Source organism: Streptomyces sp. NBC_01750, assembly GCF_035918095.1.
Classification (GTDB): domain Bacteria; phylum Actinomycetota; class Actinomycetes; order Streptomycetales; family Streptomycetaceae; genus Streptomyces.
Genome location: NZ_CP109137.1, coordinates 4,367,496 through 4,386,472, shown reverse-complemented (window position 1 = coordinate 4,386,472; position 18,977 = coordinate 4,367,496). Strand labels below are relative to the sequence as shown.

Sequence of the window (18,977 nt, the reverse complement as noted above, 5' to 3'; positions counted from 1 at the left end):
TCAGGAAATTCACAGGAAGCGGAAAGGACCCTCTCAGGGCGGGGTCGCAGGGTACGAGCATGACCGCGACCTCGCCCCACGGGCGTACCGAAATGCTCAGGCCGGACGGCAGCCCCGTCCGCGTACTCGTCGTGGACGACGAGGCGGCGTTGAGCGAGCTGCTGTCGATGGCTCTGCGCTACGAAGGGTGGGAGGTGCGCAGTGCGGGCGACGGCGCGGGCGCGGTGCGTACGGCGCGCGACTTCCGGCCCGACGCGGTGGTGCTGGATGTGATGCTGCCCGATATGGACGGACTGGCCGTGCTGGGGCGGCTGCGCCGCGATCTGCCCGAGGTACCGGTGCTCTTTCTTACCGCCAGGGACGCGGTCGAGGACCGGATCGCGGGTCTCACGGCAGGCGGCGACGACTATGTCACCAAGCCGTTCTCGCTGGAGGAGGTCGTGGCCAGGCTGCGCGGGCTGATCCGGCGGTCGGGCACGGCGACCGCACGGAGCGAGTCGATGCTGGCGGTCGGCGACCTGACGCTCGACGAGGACAGCCACGAGGTCAGCCGCGGCGGGGACTCGATCCATCTGACGGCGACCGAGTTCGAGCTGCTGCGCTTTCTGATGCGCAATCCGCGGCGCGTGCTGAGCAAGGCGCAGATCCTCGACCGGGTGTGGTCCTACGACTTCGGCGGCCAGGCCAATGTGGTCGAGCTGTATGTCTCGTATCTGCGGAAGAAGATCGATGCGGGGCGGGCGCCGATGATCCACACCCGGCGCGGTGCCGGATATCTGATCAAGCCCGGTGAGTAGCCTGACGGGCCGCAGATGGTCGCTGCGGACTCGGCTGGTGGTCTCCGCGGTGGTGCTGATCGCGGTGGTGGCGGCGGTGATCGGCACGGTCACGACAATCGCGTACCGCACCTATCTGTACGGCCAGTTGGACATCCAGCTGCGCAACGTCGCGATCCGGGCCGCGGGCCCGCCGGACATGGACGGCGGGCGGCCGCCCATCGATACGCTCTCCAAGGATCCGCTGGGTTTCGTCAACGGCGGCGGTATGCCGGTGGGCACCGTCGGCGCCCTGGTCGCCGACGACGGCAGCATCGGCCGGGGCGTGGCCAGCACCAAGCCGGCGTCGGATGGGCTCGCGCCGCAGGTGAGCCTGCTCACCGTGGCGCAGGCCGAGTCCTTGGCGGAGGTCCCGCGCGACCGCAGTTCGCACACCGTGGAGCTGGCGGGCCGGGGCGACTACCGGGTCAGGTACATCACCGGGAGCCGGGGTTCCTTCCTCGTAGGGCTTCCCACGAGCGATGTTCAGGACCAGCTCGGCACCCTCGTGGTGGTCGAGGTCTGTGTCACCGGCGCCGGACTGATCGCCGCCGGGATCGCCGGGGCCGCCCTCGTCGGGGTCGCGCTGCGGCCGCTCCGGCGGGTCGCCGCCACCGCCACCCGGGTCTCCGAACTGCCGCTGCACAGCGGTGAGGTGGCCCTGCACGAGCGGGTCCCGGCCGCCGAGGCCGATCCTCGGACCGAGGTCGGGCAGGTGGGCGCCGCGCTCAACCGGATGCTGGGGCATGTCGGTTCGGCGCTCGCGGTGCGGCAGGAGAGCGAGACGCGGGTGCGGCAGTTCGTCGCGGACGCCAGCCACGAGCTGCGTACGCCGCTGGCGTCGATCCGTGGCTACGCCGAGCTGACCCGGCGCGGACGGGAGGAGGTCGGCGCGGACACCCGGCACGCACTGGGGCGGATCGAGGCCGAGGCGACCCGGATGACGGGCCTGGTGGAGGACCTGCTGCTGCTCGCACGGCTCGATGCCGGACGCCCGCTCTCGTACCAGAGCACTGATCTCTCCCCGCTGGTCGTGGACGCCCTCAGCGATGCGCGGGCGGCGGGCCAGGACCACAAGTGGCGGCTCGAGTTGCCGGTCGAGCCCGCGACCGTACGCGGCGACGGTGCCCGGCTCCATCAGGTGCTGGTCAATCTGCTGGCGAACGCCCGGACCCACACGCCACCCGGCACCACTGTCACCGCGCGGGTGCGCGTCGGCGGGCCGAAGGTCGTGCTGGAGATCGAGGACGACGGGCCCGGCATCCCGTCCGAGCTGCAACCGCACATCTTCGAAAGGTTCGCGCGCGGTGACGCGTCCAGGTCCCGGCACGCCGGAAGCACCGGTCTCGGACTGGCGATCGTGCAGGCCGTCGTCACCGCGCACGGCGGCAACGTGACGGTGTGGTCCCGGCCCGGGCACACCGTCTTCGCGGTGGAACTGCCCGCCGTGTACGACTCACAGACGGGGCACAGGCGCATCACACAGATGTGACAGCGCGCCCGCCGAGTGTCGTTCCATGCGAACCGACACCCCAAGGGGGACTCTGCCGGCCCGGGAGCATCTGCTCGCCGCCGCGGCCGATCTGCCCGTACTCGATGTGGTGATACCGGTCTACAACGAGGAGGCCGACCTCGAGCGGTGCGTGCTGAGGCTGCACGACCACCTCGCGCGGACCTTCCCGTACGGCTTCCGGATCACCATCGCCGACAACGCGAGCACCGACCGCACGCCAGAGGTGGCGGCGTGGCTCGACTCCGCGATCGCCGAGGTGCGGTCGTACCGGCTGGAGGAGAAGGGGCGGGGCCGCGCGCTGCGCACCGTGTGGTCGCACTCCGACGCTCCCGTACTCGCCTATATGGATGTGGATCTGTCGACCGACCTCAACGCACTGCTGCCGCTGGTCGCGCCGCTGATCTCGGGGCACTCGGACCTGGCGATCGGATCGCGTCTCGCGAGGTCGTCGCGGGTGGTGCGCGGCCCGAAGCGGGAGTTCATCTCGCGCGCCTACAACCTGATCCTGAAGTCGTCCCTCGCGGCCCGGTTCTCCGACGCCCAGTGCGGATTCAAGGCGATACGGCGAGAGGTCGCCGAGCGTCTGCTGCCGATGGTCGAGGACACCGGATGGTTCTTCGACACGGAGCTGCTGGTGCTGGCGGAGCGCGCCGGCCTGCGTATTCATGAAGTGCCGGTGGACTGGGTCGACGACCCGGACTCCACGGTGCACATCGTCAGCACGGCGACGGAAGACCTCAGGGGCGTGTGGCGGGTGGGGCGGGCGCTCGCGGTAGGCGCGCTGCCGCTCGACCGGCTGGCGCGGCCCTTCGGCGACGACCCCCGGGACCGGCAACTCAGCGGAGTACCGGGCGGTCTGGCCCGGCAACTGGTCGGTTTCTGTGTGGTGGGCGCGCTCTCCACGCTCCTCTACCTGCTGCTGTATTCGCTCTTCCGGGCGGGCGTTGGGCCCCAAGTCGCCAATGCGGGCGCGCTGTTGGTCTCGGCCGTCGCGAACACGGCCGCGAACCGCCGGCTCACCTTCGGCGTGCGCGGCCGGGACCGCGCCGTACGCCACCAGGCGCAGGGCCTGGTCGTGTTCGGCATCGGGCTCGCGCTGACCAGCGGCTCGCTGGCGGCCCTGGACGCGGCCGCCACAGGCCCCTCCCACGGCACCGAACTCGCGGTCCTGATCGCCGCGAACCTGGCGGCGACGGTGCTGCGGTTCCTGCTCTTCAGGGCGTGGGTCTTCCCGGACCGGCGCGACGCGGCCGCGGCGGGCGAATCCGCGACGACCTGGCCCGTGACCGACCGGTCCCCATACCCGTACCCGGCGCAGCACGCGTACCCGTCGCAACACGCGTACCCGGAGCATCACCCGTACCCGTCGCAACACGTGTACGACGCAGCCGACTTCCGTGCCGGCGAAGCCGCGGACCGCACTTCGGACGTGACGACGCAGTTGCGCGTCGTCCCGCAGGACAACGACCAGAGGAACGCACGATGACCACGTCGCACGACAGCCACGCGTACCCGCCACCGGGGAGCCCGCCGGGGCTCTTGCCGCAGGCGGCCGGGCTCGCGCCCGGCGCCGCCCGGCCCGCGTCCGACGCCGTCCAGGCCCCGCCCGGCGCCGGCCGGCAGGGGCTCGGCGGGCACCGCCGGGTGGGCGGGCGCGTGGCCCGGATCTGGCAGGGGCGGGCCGAGGACGCCCCATGGGTGCGCCCCGCCTTCCTCGCGATCCTCCTCGCCACCGCGCTGCTCTACCTCTACAACCTGAGCGCGTCCGGCTACGCCAACTCCTTCTACTCCGCGGCCGTGCAGGCCGGCAGCGAAAGCTGGAAGGCCTTCTTCTTCGGATCGTCCGATGCCGCGAACTCCATCACCGTCGACAAGCCTCCGGCGGCGCTGTGGCCGATGGCCCTGTCCGTACGGCTCTTCGGACTCGGCTCCTGGCAGATCCTGCTGCCCGAGGTGCTGATGGGCGTCGCGACGGTGGGCGTCGTGTACGGCGCCGTACGACGTCGTTTCACGCCGGCCGCCGGGCTGATCGCGGGCGCGGTGCTGGCGCTCACGCCCATCGCCGCGCTGATGTTCCGCTTCAACAACCCGGACGCTCTGCTCGCGCTGCTGATGACGGTGACCGTGTACTGCGTGCTGCGCGCGCTGGAGGACGCGCGGACCAGCTGGCTGGTCTGGGCGGGCGTCGCGGTCGGCCTCGCGTTCCTGACGAAGACGCTGCAGGCGTTCCTGATCCTGCCGCCGCTGGCGCTGGTGTACGTCGTGTGCGCGCCGACGACTGTACGGCGACGGCTGGGCCAACTCGCCCTGGCCGGGCTGGCGACGGTCGTCGCGGGCGGCTGGTGGGTGGCGATCGTCGAACTGTGGCCGGCGGCGTCGCGTCCGTACATCGGCGGCTCCCAGAACAACAGCTTCCTGGAGCTGACCTTCGGCTACAACGGCCTCGGCCGGATCAACGGCGACGAGACCGGCAGCGTCGGAGGTGGCGGCGGAGGCGGTGCCGGCCCTGGCGGCGGTGGCTGGGGCGAAACCGGGATCGACCGGATGTTCGGCTCCAGCATCGGCGGCCAGATCTCCTGGCTGCTGCCCGCGGCGCTGCTGCTGCTCGTCGCGGGGATCGTCGTCACCTGGCGGGCCGGGCGCACGGACACGGCGCGCGCGGCCTTCCTGGTCTGGGGCAGCTCGCTGCTGATGACCGCGGGAATCTTCAGCTTCATGGCCGGGATCTTCCACGAGTACTACACGGTGGCGCTGGCGCCGTACATCGCCGCGCTCGTCGGCATGGGCGCCACGGTGCTGTGGGAGGAGCGGACGAAACTGCTCGGCTCGGCGGCGCTGGGCGGCACGGTCGCGGTGACGGCGTACTGGTCGTACACACTGCTGGGGCGCAGCACGGACTACCTGCCGTGGCTGCGCTGGACGGTACTGATCGGCGGTCTGGCGGCGGCCACGGGGCTGCTTCTCGCGGGGCGGACGGGGCGTCGGCCGGCCCTCGTTGCGGCCGGACTGGGGCTCGTTCTCTCGCTGGCGGGCCCGCTCGCGTACTCCCTCACCACGGTGAGCGAGGGCCACGCGGGCTCGATCGTGACGGCGGGGCCGGCGGTCGCGGGTGGCCGGGGTGGTCCCGGAGGCGGTGGCGGGCCTCGGGGCGGCGGTGTCGGGGGCGGATTCGGCGGCCGGATGCAGCCGCCGGGGCAGCAGGGGCAGGCTCAGGGCGGGCCTCAGCAGGGTGGTCCGGGTGGCGGTACGGGGGCTCAGCCCCCGACCGGGGGTCAGCTGGGCCAAGGCCAGGCTCAGGGCCAGGGCCAGGGCCAGGGCCAGGGCCAGGGCCAGGGCCCAGCTCAGGGCCAGGGCGGGCTGCCCGGCGGCTTCCCCGGGCAGGGCGATCGCGGCGCCGGCGGCGGAGGCGGCGGGATGGGTGGCCTCCTCAACGGCGCGAACGTCAACTCGGCCGTCGAGGCCAAGCTGAAGCAGAACGCCGACGACTACACATGGACCGCCGCGGCCATCGGCTCGCAGAACGCCGCCAGCTACCAGCTCGCCACCGAGAAGCCGGTCATGGCGATCGGCGGCTTCAATGGAAGCGACCCCTCCCCGAGCCTCGCCCAGTTCAAGCAGTACGTGGCCGACGGGAAGATCCACTACTTCATCTCGAGCGGCAGCGGCAGCGGCGGTCGCATGGGCGGCGGCCCCGGCGGCAACTCCAGCTCCGGGATCACCTCCTGGATCGAGTCCACCTTCACCAAGGTCACCGTGGGCGGCGCGACCCTCTACGACCTGACCGACAGGAAGGCATAACTGACGGGACGGGACAGCCGTCAGGACGACCTGACGCACAGAAAACACTCCTATACGACGTACAGGCATCCCTTGTACGGTGTACGAGAACTTAACTCGTACACCGTACAAGGAGCGTGTATGACGGCAACGACTGCCGAGACCCGACCGGCCCCCACGGGCCACCCGCAGCGCTGGCTCATCCTCGGCGTCATCTGCCTCGCCCAGCTCACCGTGCTGCTCGACAACACCGTCCTCAGCGTCGCGATCCCCTCTCTCACCCGGGAACTCGACGCCTCCACCGCCGACATCCAGTGGATGATCAACGCCTATTCGCTGGTCCAGTCCGGCCTGCTGCTCACCGCGGGCAATGCCGCCGACCGCTACGGCCGGAAGAGGATGCTGGTCGCGGGCCTCGCGCTGTTCGGCCTCGGCTCGCTCGCGGCGGGGCTGGCCCAGTCCGCGACGCAGCTGATCGCCGCCCGCGCGGGCATGGGCGTCGGCGGTGCGCTGCTGATGACCACGACCCTTGCCGTCGTCGTCCGCATCTTCGACGACGCCGAGCGGGTCAGGGCCATCGGCCTCTGGTCCACCGTCAATTCCCTGGGCTTCGCGGCCGGTCCACTGATCGGCGGGGTCATGCTCGACCACTTCTGGTGGGGCGCGATCTTCCTGGTCAACATCCCGGTCGCGGCGATCGGCCTGTTCGCGGTCGTCGCACTCGTACCGGAATCCAAGAACCCGCACGGCGACCGCCCCGATCTGCTCGGCGCGCTGCTGTCCACGATCGGCATGACCGCGGTGGTGTACGCGATCATTTCCGGCCCCGAGCACGGCTGGACCTCCGCACCGGTCATGGGCTCGGCCGCGGTCGGCGTACTGGTCATCGGAGCATTCGTGCTCTGGGAGCTCCGGATCCCGTATCCGATGCTTGACATGCACTTCTTCCGCAACCGGCGTTTCATCGGCGCGGTCGCCGGCGCGATCCTCGTGGCCTTCGGCATGGGCGGTTCGCTCTTTCTGCTTACCCAGCATCTGCAGTTCGTCCTTGGTTACGGGCCGCTGGACGCAGGTCTGCGTACGGCTCCACTCGCGCTGACCGTCATCGCCCTCAATCTCACGGGCGTCGGGGCACGGCTGCTGCCGAAGGCCGGCACTCCGGGAACCATCGCCGCCGGGATGACCCTGGTGGCAGCCGGTCTCGCCACGATCGCGGTGCTCGGCGCCGACGGCTACGGCGGGATGCTGCTCGGGCTGATCGTGATGGGTGCGGGTGTCGCTCTCTCCATGCCGGCGATGGCAAACGCGATCATGAGCGCGATTCCGCCGGAGAAGGCGGGGGTGGGGGCGGGTGTGAACGGCACTCTCGCCGAGTTCGGCAACGGCCTCGGCGTCGCCGTCCTGGGCGCCGTACTGAATTCCCGCTTCACCGCTCTCGTGCCGACGGCAGTGGGGGCGGCATCGCTGCCCGCGGCGCTCGCCGCGGCGGACAGTCCCGCGGAACGTGGTCGCATGTCCGACGCGTTCGCCTCCGGCCTGGAGACGAGCCAGCTGGTCGGCGCGGTGGCGGTGCTGGCCGGCGGTCTGCTGGCTGCGATGCTGCTGAGGCGGGCGGAGCGGGCAGACTCACCCAAGACGGCGGCATAGCATCGGGGCCGGGCGGACCGGCCCGTTCCGGCTCGTCCGCCCGGCTGGGAAGAACCGAGGAGGATGCGCGATGGTGAGTGCGGCCGACCGCGCGAAGGGTCCCGCGCGGACCAGTGTGTGGCTCGACGGCAAGGCGACCCCCAAACGGAGGACCGAGCAGCCCGCCGGCCTCGACCGCGACAAGATCACCGCGGCCACGGTCCGGCTCCTCGACTCGGAGGGCCTCGCGAAGTTCTCGATGCGGCGGCTGGCCGCGGAGCTGAACGTCACCGCGATGTCGGTCTACTGGTACGTGGACACCAAGGACGACCTTCTGGAGCTGGCGCTCGACCGGGTGATGGGAGAGCTCCCGCTTCCGCCGGCGGACGACCCGGACGCGGACTGGCGCGACCAGCTGCGCCGGCTTGCCTGCGGATACCGCTCACTGCTGGTCGCCCACCCCTGGGTGTCGCCGCTCATCGGGGAGTACCTCAACATCGGCCCGCGCTCGATGGCCTTCTCCAGGACGGTCCAGCGGGTGATGCGCAACACGGGCCTGCCGCTGCACGGCCAGACCGGTGCTCTCTCGGCGGTGTTCCAGTTCGTGTACGGCTTCGGCACGGTCGAGGGCCGCTTCGGGCAGCGCTGCGCGGCGGCGGGGATCAGCCAGGACGACTACTTCCACCAGGTCATGGGCGCGATCGGGCAGCAGCCGGATCTGCAGGAGGCTTTCGAGGAGTCGGCCGAACTGATGAAGGCGAGGGGCGGAGGCACGGTGGAGGAGATGAGGGAGCGGGACTTCGGGTTCGCGCTGGACCTGCTGGTAGCCGGCATCGAAGCGATGGTTGCTCGCGCGTAGGGGCACGGGCGCGGGATCTCGCTGCCCGGCGCCCGGGTGGCCCGGGCCCGGGGTCGTCCGGTCTTGTGCGGTGCGTGCGGCTCGGGCCCGGGCGTCACCCCACGCGGCGGAGGGGCGGGGGTCGTCACCCCATGGCGGAGGCCGGGGGCACCGCCCCCATTCCTCGCCCCGGACTCAGTTCCCGCTGAGCCTCGCCGGGAAGCCGCCCTTCGCGATCGGCCCCCACCGCTCAGGCGTCACCCGGATGATCGACTTGCCCTGCTTCACCATCGCGGCCCGGTACTCGTCCCAGTCCGGGTGCTCGCCCGAGATGTTCCGGAAGTACTCCACCAGCGGCTCCACCGACTCCGGGGAGTCGATCACCTCCGCCCTGCCGTCGATCTGGACCCACGGCCCGTCCCAGTCGTCCGACAGGATGATCACGCTCACCCGCGGGTTCCGCTTCGCGTTCCGTGTCTTCGCGCGTTCCGGGTAGGTCGAGACCACGATCCGGCCCGAGTCGTCCACCCCGCAGGTCAGCGGGGATCCCTGTGGGGTGCCGTCCGAGGCGCGGCTGGTCAGCAGGATCGCCCGGTGCCTGGGGCGTACGAACTCCAGCAACTGGTCGAGCTCCACCTGGGTGTTGGTGGCGATGTTGGGTGCCATGCGCCGCAGCCTAATCCTCAGGCCGCCGGAAGCGACTCGCCCTGGACCGCCTGGATCGCGAGTTCCACCTTCAGCGTGGTTCCGATCGCCGAGATGCCCGCCTGCACCACCTGGTTGTAGTTCATCGCGAAGTCCTCACGGTGCAGCTCCGTGGTCGCGCGGAAAGCCGCCCGCACCCCGCCCCACGGGTCCGGTCCTGTGCCCAAGTACGTCAGGTCCAGGTCGACTTCGCGTGCGACGCCGTGCAGCGAGAGTGCGCCGTGCACCGTCCAGCGGTCCGTCCCTGCCGGGGTCAGGCCATGGCCGCGGTACGTGATCTCGGGGTACCGCTCGACGTCGAGGAAGTCCGCGGAGCACAGGTGCTTGTCGCGCAGACCGCTGCCCGTGTCGATGGACGCCGCCCGGATGACCGCGTCCACGCGGGACCGCGACAGATCGGACCCGATGGTGATGCGGCCACCGAACTCCAGGAAGCGGCCGTTCACGCTGGAGATCCCCAGATGCTGCGCCGCCGCGCCCACCGACGAGTGCGCCGGGTCCACCGACCAGGCGCCCGGCGGCGGGAGTTCCACGCCTCCCTGGCGGGCCAGTACCACCGTGCCGACCTCGGCCCGGCCGCTCGCCGTCACCAGCGCCGTCGAGGCGGCCGGGGCATACCCGAGCGCCGTCACGATCACCGTGTACGGGCCCGGGGCCAGGGGATCCGCGGAAGTCACCGCACCGTCCCCGTCCGCCGTCGCCCGCAGTACCTGCGCGCCGGTCATATCGGTCACGGTCACGATCGCGTGCTGGACCGCCCAGCCGTCCCGCGTCCTTACCTGTGCGCGAAGTCCCATGACGCCCATCCCGTTTTCTCTCCTTGCCGCGCTTGCGCAAAAATGATCGGGCCCCGGGCGGGGCGGCAGGCCGTCCCCTGCCCACCGTCCCCGCCTTCGGGGCCCGTTTCCACCGGCCGGCTGCTCGCCTCCGCTACAGAGCGAGCACGCGGCCGGGGGCTCGGTTACTCGCCGGGGTGGGCGAGTTCGATGTCGTGGCCGTCGACCCCGCGACCGGCCACCGTCAGTGCGCCGGCCACCGGCGGGTACCCGGTGGCGATGACCGTGTACTCCCCCGCGTTCAGGTCGGCGAAGGCGTACGCCCCGTCGTCCCCGGTCGTCGCGGTGGCGACCACATTCCCCGCGGCGTCCAGCAGGGTCACCCGGGCGTCGGCCAGCGGCCGCCGGTCGGCTCCGCCGCGGACGGCGCCCTGGACCAGGGCTCCGGCCTGCAGGGCCGCCTCGATACGGGTCACGCCCTGGCCCCCGATCTCCACCGGCAGCGCCAGCGGCCGGTAGCCGGCGGCGTTCACCGCGACGGTCACCGGACCGGGCACCAGCTCGCCGAAGGCGAACTCGCCCTGCTCGGCGCTCTTCCCGGTGGCCAGTACATCGCCACGCACATCGGTGACGATCACCATCGCGCCCTCGATCGGCGCACCGCCCTCGGCGGCCCGCACGGTCCCGGTCAGACCGCTCGTGCCGGAGAGGAGGATGTCGTACGCCAGCGTCTCGACGCCGACGACCACCGTGGACGCCTGCGGCTGGAAGCCGTCGGCGGAGGCGATCAGTACGTACGAGCCGGCGCCGGGAGCGTCCAGCGCATAACTTCCGTCCGCCTGGGCGACCGCTCGGCCGAGCTGCCGTCCGGTCGGCGAGATCAGCGTGACCGCTGCCTGAGGCACCGGCGCGCCCTCGTTTCCGCGCACCACACCACGTACCGCCGTGCCGCCCGCAGCGGGGGCGGGAAGGGTCTCGAGGGCGTGGACGGGAGCGGCCTCAGCCTCGGAAGCCGCGACGGTCTCCGCCGTGTCCGCGGTGACCACCGTGTCCGCCGTCTCGGGCGCCGCGTGGCTCTTCAGCGCGACCTCCTTGATGAACAGCGTCACCAGGAAGGCGAGCAGCGCGAACGGAGCCGAGTAGAGGAAGACATCGGCGACGCCGTGCCCGTACGCGGTCTCCATCACCGTACGGATCGGGACAGGCAGCTTGTCCAGGTCGGGGATGCCGCCGCCGCCCGTGCCGCCGTGGCCCAGCGCCGCGCCCTGCGGGCCGAGTTCGGTGAGCCCGTCCTTGACGTAGTGCGTGACCCGGTTGGCCATGACCGCGCCCAGCGCCGAGACGCCGATCGCACCGCCCAGGGACCGGAAGAAGGTGACGACCGAACTGGCCGAGCCGAGGTCCTCCGGGGCCACCTGGTTCTGCGTGCAGAGCACCAGGTTCTGCATCATCATGCCGAGGCCTAGACCCAGGACTGCCATGAAGATCGCGATGTGCCAGTACTCGGTGTCGTACCGCATGGTGCCGAGCAGTCCGAGGCCGGCCGTCACCAGCACACCACCGATGACCAGCCACGCCTTCCAGCGGCCCGTCTTGGTGATGACCTGGCCCGAGACGGTCGAGGAGATGAACAGGCCGCCGATCATCGGGATCGTCATGACGCCGGACATCGTCGGCGACTTGTCGCGCGCCAGCTGGAAGTACTGGCTGAAGAAGACGGTGCCCGCGAACATCGCGACACCGACGAAGAGCGAAGCCAGCGACGCCAGCGTGATGGTGCGGTTGCGGAACAGCCGCAGCGGGATGATCGGGTCGCTCGCTTTCGACTCCACCAGGAGGAAGAGCGCGCCGAGCGCGATCGAGCCGCCGACCATGGCGTACGTCTGCCAGGAGATCCAGTCGTACTTGTCGCCGGCGAAGGTGACCCAGACCAGCAGCAGCGAGACCGCCGCGCTGATGAAGAAGGCGCCCGACCAGTCGACCTTGACCTGGCGCTTCACGACCGGGAGCTTCAGGGTCTTCTGCAGGACGATCAGCGCGATGATCGCGAACGGCACGCCGACGTAGAAGCACCAGCGCCAGCCGAGCCACTCGGTGTCGGTGATGACGCCGCCGAGCAGCGGGCCGCCGACGGTGGCGACGGCGAAGGTCGCGCCGAGGTAGCCGCTGTAGCGGCCACGCTCACGCGGGGAGATCATCGCGGCCATCACGATCTGCGCGAGGGCGGAGAGACCGCCGACGCCGATGCCCTGGACCACACGGCAGGCGATCAGCATGCCCGCGCTCTGCGAGAGTCCGGCGACGACCGACCCCAGGACATAGATGAGGAGGGCTATCTGGACCAGCAGCTTCTTGGAGAAGAGGTCCGAGAGCTTGCCCCAGAGCGGCGTGGTCGCGGTCATCGCCAACAGCGAGGCCGTCACCACCCAGGTGTACGCGCTCTGGCCGCCGTCGAGGTCGGTGATGATCTCCGGCAGGGCGTTGGAGACGATCGTGGACGACAGGATGGCGACGAACATGCCGAGCAGCAGCCCGGACAACGCCTCCATGATCTGCCGGTGTGTCATCGGCGTGCCGCTGTCGGAGGCGTGGCCGCCTCCGTGCCTGGCGTGGCCGCCCCGCACACCGGTTGGTGTGGTCGTAGCCATCTTCATCCTTTTCTTGCGTCGTTACGTCGTGTCACGCGGGTGTACGGGTCGTCGTGCTGTGCTGTTGTTGTCGTTCGTCCGGATGGCGCACCCGGCAGTCCCCGAAGGAGTCGCGCAGGCGGGCGAGCATCTCGATGAGCAGTCCGACGTCGTCGTCGGACCAGTCCTTGAGGTTGCGGGCGAACATGTCCGTGGTCCGCTCGGCGAGCTCGCCGAGCATGTCCAGGCCCGCGGGGGTGAGCCGCAGGATGCGGGAGCGTCTGTCGCCCGGATCGGGGAGCCGTTCGATCCAGCCGCGCTCGGCGGCGTGAGCGACATGGCGGCTGGTCACGGACATGTCGACGGCGAGGAGCTCGGCGAGCCGGCTCATCCGCATCTCGCCATGGCGCTCGAGCAGGGTCAGGACGGCAGCGGAGCCGGACGGGCACTCGGCGGGCAGTATCCGCGTGAGACCGCGTTTCACGGCACCGATGGCGCTGAGCTGGCGGGCCAGTTCCGCGTACTGACTCTGTGCGGCCATGGCAGCCCGCCCCTCCCACATCTTGTTGCTTAGGGCAACCATAGAAGCTGTTGGTTGCTGCAGGCAAACGAAAAGCGGGATTGTGCCAGTAAAGGAACCTCAAAGGCTTCGCATGGGTCCGGTCATGGCTCGACGGGGGAGGTAAGTGCTGCCCGCCCGGGGTTGGGCACGGCAGGCGGGTTCGCTAGGGTCCTGCCCCATGGCACACAACCCCCACGCTCCCCAAGGTCAGGGCCCCGAGGGCAACTACGACCCCGCGGGCAGCACCCAGATGTTCCGCGCCTTTGTCGACGACGGCGCTCCGCAGGGCCGGCAGGCCGCGCCCGCCGCACAGTCCTCCTCGCGGGTCGGGCTGATCGTCGGCGTCATCGCGGCCGTCGTGATCCTCGGAGCGGTGGCCTGGCTCGCCCTGGGCTAGCCCGCCATCGGCCGGCTCGCGGGCCGGCTCACTTCCATACTGCGGTGACGTCCTGGGTCTCGATATGCATGCCCAGCGGCACCCGCCAGGCGTCCACGCACACGGTGTACTCCTGCTTTCTCACCGCTCCCGCGGCGATCGGCGCGGGCAGCGGCTGAGCCGACTCGATGGTCGCCCAGTCGATCCCGAGCGCGCCGATGATGTGCGTCGCGAAGGTGACGGTGCCCGAGGTAACCGGTGAGCCGCCGGTGTTGCGGAACTCCACGGTCACTTTCTCGCACCAGCGCGCCCCCAGTGCCGCGCGGACCGGGGCGCCGAGGCTGAGCACGGCGGGTCCTGGGGGTGTGGGAGTGGGCTTCGGCGGGGTGGTGCCGGGCGTGGTCGGGGTGGCGGGTCCACCGCCGCTCGTACCGCCGGAACTCGCCGGATCGCCGGTGCTGCTGCCGCCGGCATTGCCGCCAGTGCCGCTCGTACCGCCGTCCGCACCGCCGGTGCCGCCGCTCGTACTCCCCGTACCGCCGCTGTCCGGCACGTCGGGCAGCCCCTGCCCGCCCGGCGCCGTCCCGGATTCGCCCGGCTTCCCGGGCCTGCCCGGTGTTTCCACGTCACCCGACGGCGTGGCACCGTCCAGCGGCACCAGCACGACCTTGCCCTTCGGCGGCACGGCGGCCGTGGGCGCCTCATCGGACCCGGAGCCCGCGGCGCCGACCGCCGCATAGCCGGTGCCGCCGCCGCTCCCGCACGCGGTCAGCGCCCCGCCGAGGCAGAGCGCGACCGCTGCGAGAGCTGCTCCATGACGTCGTCGCATCGCGTCAGTGTGTCTGACGCACCGTCAATAAGGAAGCCCGCGACTGGGCCTCGGCCCGGGATCAGTCGGCGATCAGGCCCTCCCGCAGCTGCGCGAGCGTACGGGTCAGCAGCCGCGAGACATGCATCTGCGAGATGCCGACCTCCTCGCCGATCTGCGACTGGGTCATATTGGCGAAGAACCGCAGCATGATGATCTGCCGCTCGCGGGGCGGGAGTTTGGCCAGCAGGGGCTTGAGCGACTCGCGGTACTCGACGCCCTCCAGCGCCGTGTCCTCGTACCCCAGCCGGTCGGCGAGCGAGCCCTCGCCGCCGTCGTCCTCGGGCGAGGGCGAATCCAGCGAGGAGGCGGTGTAGGCGTTGCCGACGGCGAGACCGTCGACCACGTCCTCCTCCGACACCCCGAGCACCGCGGCGAGTTCGGGAACGGTCGGGGAGCGGTCAAGCTTCTGGGCCAGCTCGTCGCTGGCCTTGGTGAGCGCGAGCCGCAGCTCCTGGAGCCGGCGCGGCACCCGCACCGACCACGAGGTGTCGCGGAAGAAGCGCTTGATCTCGCCTACGACCGTCGGCATCGCGAACGTCGGGAATTCCACGCCCCGTTCGCAGTCGAACCGGTCGATCGCCTTGATCAGGCCGATCGTGCCGACCTGGACGATGTCCTCCATCGGCTCGTTGCGGGACCGGAACCGCGCCGCGGCGTACCGCACGAGGGGCAGATTGAGCTCGATGAGAGTGTCGCGCACATAGGTGCGCTCCGGGGTGTCGCCCGTTCCCTCGGAGTCCAGCGCGCGGAGCCGCAGGAACAGGGAGCGGGACAGAGTGCGGGTGTCGATGGCTTCCGAGCTGTCAGGCACGGCAGGTGCGGGTGCGCTCTTTGTGAGCGTGAGCACCTTCGAGCTGCCCTGTTCTACGGACATGCCACCCCCTTGAGGTCGCGGACGGTCGCGGCGGCCGCGACCATCGGAGGAACGCAGCCTCCACCTGAATACCGGAGGCGGGGCTGCGGCAAACGCGGTTCCCGCAGAATGTCACATGTCGGCAACACGCTGTAGTGACATGTCGACATGTATCGGGTGAATTTGCGCGGGAAGCAGGGGGTGTGCGGCATTTGGGCAGCTCGAAGCGGCCCCAAAACGGTCTACCCGTTTCAGCTACGCCTCGATCCTGTTTGCGGACCTGAGTCGGGCAAAGCTTCGGGCAAGCAGCCTTGACACATGCATCTGCGAAACGCCCAGTTCCTGGCTGATCTGTGACTGCGTCAGATTGTTGTAGTAGCGGAGCATGAGGATCCGCTGTTCCCGCTCGGGCAGTTGTACGAGCAGATGGCGTACGAGGTCGCGGTGTTCGACCCCGGCCAGCGCCGGGTCCTCGTAACCGAGCCGGTCGAGCAGCCCCGGCAGCCCGTCGCCCTCCTGGGCCGCCTCCAGGGAGGTCGCGTGGTACGAGCGTCCGGCCTCGATACAGGCCAGCACCTCGTCCTCGCCGATCTTCAGTCGCTCGGCGATCTCGGCCGTCGTCGGGGTGCGCCCATGAGCCGTCGTCAGATCCTCGGTGGCGCCGTTGACCTGCACCCAGAGCTCATGGAGCCGCCGCGGCACATGGACGGTCCGTACGTTGTCGCGGAAGTACCGCTTGATCTCACCGACCACGGTGGGCATGGCGAACGTCGGGAACTGCACGCCGCGGTCCGGGTCGAAGCGGTCGATCGCGTTGATGAGCCCGATCGTGCCGACCTGGACGACGTCCTCCATCGGCTCGTTGCGGGAGCGGAACCGGGCGGCGGCGTACCGCACGAGGGGCAGATTCGCCTCGATCAGCGCCCCACGCACCCGGGAGTGTTCCGAAGTGCCCGGCTCCAGCCCTTTGAGCTGGCCGAAGAGCACCTGGGTCAGTGCCCGGGTGTCCGCGCCCCGGCTCTGTGGTTTTCCGGGGGCCGGGGTGTCGTCGGGCCGCTCGTTCTGGGGCGGCACCTGAGGCGCAGTACTGGCCGGCACGGTCACGCCACCCCTTTGCGGTCAACTACGGTCAACTCATCCGTCAAAAGCGGTCATAGCATCACAAGACATGTCCACTGTGTGCAAGCACCTGATAACGCCGTGTTGAAGGCAAGTTGAGGGCTAAACCTCAAAAGGCCCCCCGCCACAGTGGCGAGGGGCTGGGAAAGCCGGGGGTTCAGAACTCGTAGTCGGCGATCACCCAGGTGGCGAACTCGCGCCACTGACCGGCGGCTGCCTGATGGGCCGGATGCCCGATGTACCGCTCCAGCGCCTCGCGGTCGGACACCGCGGAGTTGATGGCGAAGTCATAGGCGATCGGCCGGTCGGTGATGTTCCAGGCGCACTCCCAGAACTCCAGCTCGGGCACGACCCCGTCGAGTGCCTGGAAGGCCTTCACGCCGGCGGCCACCCGCGGCTCGTCGCGTTCGACCCCCTCATTGAGCTTGAAGAGGACCAGATGGCGGATCAAGGGGCACTCCTAATTGACGAGCTCGGTCATGAACCGGCCGACGCCCTGCGCGGCGCTCGATATGCCCTCGAACCCTATCTGGACCAGGTCGGCAGCCTTGTCCGGGGAGGTGATGATCGTGTAAAGCACGAAGACAACGACGACGTAGAGAGCGATCTTCTTCGTTTGCACCATCAGCCCCTGCCTCCCCTGCAATGCCTGTGGTCCCTGCAGCCTCTGCGGTCCCTGCTGTCCCCTGGTCGCGCAGTCGGTGAGTCTAACCGAGCTCTTCAGGACCAAGAGCCCGGGTATCGAGGCCCCCTTGCCGGTCCTCGCGACCTGGGACGGACCGGTGGGCCGGACGGTGAGTCCGGCGCGGATCCGGCGGCACCCCGACGGGCCGGGGAACGGCCCGCGCCGCGGGCTCGCGCCGTACGCTTCCCCCGACTGCGGCCGGGCTCGTACGCCGCCCTCCATACCTCCGAGGAAAAGCGAAGGGGCCCGACGCATTGCGTCGGGCCCCTTCGACAAGAGCGGTAGCGGAGGGATTTGAACCCTCGGTGAGTTTCCCCACACTCGCTTTCGAGGCGAGCTCCTTCGGCCGCTCGGACACGCTACCGGGAGAGAGCTTAGCCCAAGGTGGGCCGTGCTCTGAAATCCGCCCGGCATCCCGTCGTTCAGCGGTCCCTGAAGAAGTCCGTCAGCTGTTCGGCGCACTCGGCCTCCAGGACGCCGAGGATGACTTCGGGCCGGTGGTTGAGCCTCCGGTCCCGTACGACGTCCCACAGTGAACCCGCCGCGCCCGCCTTCTCGTCCCGTGCGCCGTAGACCACCCGGTCCACCCGGGACTGCACGATCGCGCCCGCGCACATCGTGCATGGCTCCAGCGTGACGACGAGCGTGCAGCCGGTCAGCCGCCACTCGCCCGCCCGTCTCCCAGTACCGCCCTTGCCGGATGCGCTGCCCGCCGCCGAATCGCTCAACTGCGCGGCCGCACGGCGGATCGCCAGCACCTCCGCGTGCGCCGTCGGGTCGCCCGTCGCCTCACGCTCGTTGTGACCGGTGGAGAGGACCGTGCCGTCCGCGGCCAGCACGACAGCGCCGACCGGCACATCGCCGGACAGCGCCGCGCGTTCCGCCTCTTCCAGGGCAAGGCGCATCGGCGCCTCCCACGGATCGCGTACGGGATCGGGCGGTACGCGACCGGACGACGGTCCTGTCACTAGCGGACGGTCTCCAGTACCTCGGCGGCGCCCAGTGCGTCCGCGATCTCCAGAAGTGCGTCAGTGTCCAGCGCCAGCAGCTCCTTCTCCGACAGTCCCAGGTCCATGAGGATGTCGCGGTCGCCGACCGGTCCGGCCGGCACAAACTCGCCGACCGGGCCGGACTCGCCGTCCGCCTCGTCCTCGTCGTCCTCGTCGGGCTCTCCGTCTTCCGTGCCGTCGAGGTCCAGCGCGTCGAGATCGTCGGCCGGGTCGTCATCGTCCCCGCCGAGCAGTTCCTTGGTCAGGATCTCCCCGTACGAGGAGCGTGCGGCCGCGGCCGCGTCCGAGACGTAGATACGAGGGTCTTCCTCGCCCTCGACGCGGACGAGACCGAACCAAGCGTCCTCCTGCTCGATGAAGACGAGCACCGTGTCCTCGTCCACCGAGGCATCACGGGCCAGGTCGGTCAGATCCGACAGGGTCTCCACATCGTCGAGCTCTGTGTCGCTCGCTAGCCACCCGTCTTGAGTGCGCGCGAGCAGTGCGGCGAAGTACACCGTGACTCTCCCACTGATCAGAGGTGTGACGACCGGCGGTGCTGGCTTTGAGCCCCGCCCACTCGGAATCGTGGCAGAAACGAGCCCGATGCGAGAGGTCTTCCGTCGTTGCGTCGGCCATCAGTTCTTACGAGGAGGGCTACCAGCGGAACGTCCGCATACGCATTTGCTGGCGCATCCGGGCCGCTCGGGCCCGTCGGGGCTGGACTCGGTCGCGCAGTGCCTTGGCCTCGCCCAATTCGCGAAGGAACTGGGCGCGTCGCTGCCTGCGCTCCGCATCGCTCTCGGGTCCGATGTCGTGCTGTTCCCGTTCAGGCTCCTGCATCG

General features: G+C 70.3%; 19 protein-coding genes and 1 tRNA gene. 7 read left to right on the top strand and 13 right to left on the bottom strand.

Annotated elements, in window-relative coordinates:
• The first annotated feature begins 59 nt into the window (after nt 1-59).
• From OG966_RS19665 to OG966_RS19640, 6 genes are all read left to right on the top strand, one after another.
• Nucleotides 60-797, top strand: coding sequence for a response regulator transcription factor (locus tag OG966_RS19665; RefSeq protein WP_326651015.1), 738 nt, complete (start codon nt 60-62; stop codon nt 795-797).
• Nucleotides 790-2,307 (top strand): sensor histidine kinase, encoded by a 1,518-nt coding sequence (locus OG966_RS19660; RefSeq protein WP_406731519.1) that lies wholly within the window; start codon nt 790-792, stop codon nt 2,305-2,307. The genes OG966_RS19665 and OG966_RS19660 overlap by 8 nt, the downstream gene beginning before the upstream one ends.
• 25 nt (nt 2,308-2,332) lie before the next feature.
• Nucleotides 2,333-3,814, top strand: a complete 1,482-nt coding sequence (locus OG966_RS19655; protein ID WP_326651014.1) for a bifunctional glycosyltransferase family 2/GtrA family protein — start codon at nt 2,333-2,335, stop codon at nt 3,812-3,814.
• On the top strand, nt 3,811-6,126 hold the full coding sequence (locus OG966_RS19650; protein ID WP_326651013.1) for an ArnT family glycosyltransferase: 2,316 nt from the start codon (nt 3,811-3,813) through the stop codon (nt 6,124-6,126). Before OG966_RS19655 ends, OG966_RS19650 begins: the two co-directional genes overlap by 4 nt.
• A 120-nt stretch (nt 6,127-6,246) precedes the next feature.
• Nucleotides 6,247-7,752 (top strand): MFS transporter, encoded by a 1,506-nt coding sequence (locus OG966_RS19645; protein WP_326651012.1) that lies wholly within the window; start codon nt 6,247-6,249, stop codon nt 7,750-7,752.
• 70 nt (nt 7,753-7,822) lie between these two features.
• Entirely contained in the window at nt 7,823-8,590 is a 768-nt protein-coding gene (locus tag OG966_RS19640) for a TetR/AcrR family transcriptional regulator (protein ID WP_326651010.1), read from the top strand.
• Between the two features lie 174 nt (nt 8,591-8,764).
• Here the strand turns inward: OG966_RS19640 and OG966_RS19635 are convergent, their stop codons facing one another.
• The 4 genes from OG966_RS19635 to OG966_RS19620 all read right to left on the bottom strand — a co-directional run bounded on the left by OG966_RS19635 (nt 8,765) and on the right by OG966_RS19620 (nt 13,218).
• Nucleotides 8,765-9,235 carry a PPOX class F420-dependent oxidoreductase gene (locus OG966_RS19635; protein WP_326651009.1) on the bottom strand — a complete coding sequence of 157 codons (471 nt, stop codon included), beginning with the start codon at nt 9,233-9,235 and terminating at the stop codon, nt 8,765-8,767.
• 17 nt (nt 9,236-9,252) lie between these two features.
• Nucleotides 9,253-10,071 (bottom strand): YceI family protein, encoded by an 819-nt coding sequence (locus OG966_RS19630; protein ID WP_326651008.1) that lies wholly within the window; start codon nt 10,069-10,071, stop codon nt 9,253-9,255.
• Between the two features lie 164 nt (nt 10,072-10,235).
• Nucleotides 10,236-12,698 (bottom strand): MFS transporter, encoded by a 2,463-nt coding sequence (locus OG966_RS19625; RefSeq protein WP_326651007.1) that lies wholly within the window; start codon nt 12,696-12,698, stop codon nt 10,236-10,238.
• Nucleotides 12,699-12,729: 31 nt separating this feature from the next.
• The gene (locus tag OG966_RS19620) at nt 12,730-13,218 is read right to left on the bottom strand and encodes a MarR family winged helix-turn-helix transcriptional regulator (RefSeq protein WP_326651006.1); all 489 of its coding nucleotides are present in this window, start codon (nt 13,216-13,218) and stop codon (nt 12,730-12,732) included.
• Between the two features lie 199 nt (nt 13,219-13,417).
• On the opposite strand from OG966_RS19620, the gene OG966_RS19615 reads away from it, so the two are divergent.
• On the top strand, nt 13,418-13,636 hold the full coding sequence (locus OG966_RS19615; protein ID WP_326651005.1) for a hypothetical protein: 219 nt from the start codon (nt 13,418-13,420) through the stop codon (nt 13,634-13,636).
• Between the two features lie 28 nt (nt 13,637-13,664).
• On the opposite strand, the gene OG966_RS19610 is transcribed toward OG966_RS19615, so the two are convergent.
• The 9 genes from OG966_RS19610 to OG966_RS19570 all read right to left on the bottom strand — a co-directional run bounded on the left by OG966_RS19610 (nt 13,665) and on the right by OG966_RS19570 (nt 18,975).
• Nucleotides 13,665-14,444: a hypothetical protein gene (locus tag OG966_RS19610; protein WP_326651004.1), complete on the bottom strand. Its 780-nt coding sequence runs from the start codon at nt 14,442-14,444 to the stop codon at nt 13,665-13,667.
• Nucleotides 14,445-14,505: 61 nt separating this feature from the next.
• On the bottom strand, nt 14,506-15,360 hold the full coding sequence (locus OG966_RS19605; protein ID WP_326651003.1) for an RNA polymerase sigma factor SigF: 855 nt from the start codon (nt 15,358-15,360) through the stop codon (nt 14,506-14,508).
• Between the two features lie 234 nt (nt 15,361-15,594).
• Nucleotides 15,595-16,437: an RNA polymerase sigma factor SigF gene (locus OG966_RS19600; RefSeq protein ID WP_326651002.1), complete on the bottom strand. Its 843-nt coding sequence runs from the start codon at nt 16,435-16,437 to the stop codon at nt 15,595-15,597.
• Nucleotides 16,438-16,615: 178 nt separating this feature from the next.
• Nucleotides 16,616-16,909, bottom strand: coding sequence for a Dabb family protein (locus OG966_RS19595; RefSeq protein ID WP_326651001.1), 294 nt, complete (start codon nt 16,907-16,909; stop codon nt 16,616-16,618).
• A 9-nt stretch (nt 16,910-16,918) separates the two neighbouring features.
• Entirely contained in the window at nt 16,919-17,083 is a 165-nt protein-coding gene (locus OG966_RS19590) for a hypothetical protein (protein ID WP_326651000.1), read from the bottom strand.
• A gap of 339 nt (nt 17,084-17,422) precedes the next feature.
• A tRNA-Ser gene (locus OG966_RS19585) sits at nt 17,423-17,507 on the bottom strand.
• Between the two features lie 58 nt (nt 17,508-17,565).
• Nucleotides 17,566-18,048, bottom strand: a complete 483-nt coding sequence (locus tag OG966_RS19580) for a nucleoside deaminase (protein WP_326655286.1) — start codon at nt 18,046-18,048, stop codon at nt 17,566-17,568.
• Nucleotides 18,049-18,110: 62 nt separating this feature from the next.
• Nucleotides 18,111-18,650, bottom strand: a complete 540-nt coding sequence (locus tag OG966_RS19575; protein WP_326650999.1) for a tRNA adenosine deaminase-associated protein — start codon at nt 18,648-18,650, stop codon at nt 18,111-18,113.
• A 139-nt stretch (nt 18,651-18,789) separates the two neighbouring features.
• Nucleotides 18,790-18,975 (bottom strand): hypothetical protein, encoded by a 186-nt coding sequence (locus OG966_RS19570; RefSeq protein WP_326650998.1) that lies wholly within the window; start codon nt 18,973-18,975, stop codon nt 18,790-18,792.
• Between the last annotated feature and the right edge of the window lie 2 nt (nt 18,976-18,977).

Excerpts from the sequence above, each read along its gene's own strand:
- OG966_RS19665 (WP_326651015.1), top strand. The coding sequence starts at position 60 with ATGACCGCGACCTCGCCCCACGGGCGTACCGAAATGCTCAGGCCGGAC.
- OG966_RS19655 (WP_326651014.1), top strand. The coding sequence starts at position 2,333 with ATGCGAACCGACACCCCAAGGGGGACTCTGCCGGCCCGGGAGCATCTG.
- OG966_RS19650 (WP_326651013.1), top strand. The coding sequence starts at position 3,811 with ATGACCACGTCGCACGACAGCCACGCGTACCCGCCACCGGGGAGCCCG.
- OG966_RS19645 (WP_326651012.1), top strand. The coding sequence starts at position 6,247 with ATGACGGCAACGACTGCCGAGACCCGACCGGCCCCCACGGGCCACCCG.
- OG966_RS19640 (WP_326651010.1), top strand. The coding sequence starts at position 7,823 with ATGGTGAGTGCGGCCGACCGCGCGAAGGGTCCCGCGCGGACCAGTGTG.
- OG966_RS19635 (WP_326651009.1), bottom strand. The coding sequence starts at position 9,235 with ATGGCACCCAACATCGCCACCAACACCCAGGTGGAGCTCGACCAGTTG.
- OG966_RS19630 (WP_326651008.1), bottom strand. The coding sequence starts at position 10,071 with ATGGGACTTCGCGCACAGGTAAGGACGCGGGACGGCTGGGCGGTCCAG.
- OG966_RS19625 (WP_326651007.1), bottom strand. The coding sequence starts at position 12,698 with ATGGCTACGACCACACCAACCGGTGTGCGGGGCGGCCACGCCAGGCAC.
- OG966_RS19620 (WP_326651006.1), bottom strand. The coding sequence starts at position 13,218 with ATGGCCGCACAGAGTCAGTACGCGGAACTGGCCCGCCAGCTCAGCGCC.
- OG966_RS19615 (WP_326651005.1), top strand. The coding sequence starts at position 13,418 with ATGGCACACAACCCCCACGCTCCCCAAGGTCAGGGCCCCGAGGGCAAC.
- OG966_RS19610 (WP_326651004.1), bottom strand. The coding sequence starts at position 14,444 with ATGCGACGACGTCATGGAGCAGCTCTCGCAGCGGTCGCGCTCTGCCTC.
- OG966_RS19605 (WP_326651003.1), bottom strand. The coding sequence starts at position 15,360 with ATGTCCGTAGAACAGGGCAGCTCGAAGGTGCTCACGCTCACAAAGAGC.
- OG966_RS19590 (WP_326651000.1), bottom strand. The coding sequence starts at position 17,083 with ATGGTGCAAACGAAGAAGATCGCTCTCTACGTCGTCGTTGTCTTCGTG.
- OG966_RS19580 (WP_326655286.1), bottom strand. The coding sequence starts at position 18,048 with ATGCGCCTTGCCCTGGAAGAGGCGGAACGCGCGGCGCTGTCCGGCGAT.
- OG966_RS19570 (WP_326650998.1), bottom strand. The coding sequence starts at position 18,975 with ATGCAGGAGCCTGAACGGGAACAGCACGACATCGGACCCGAGAGCGAT.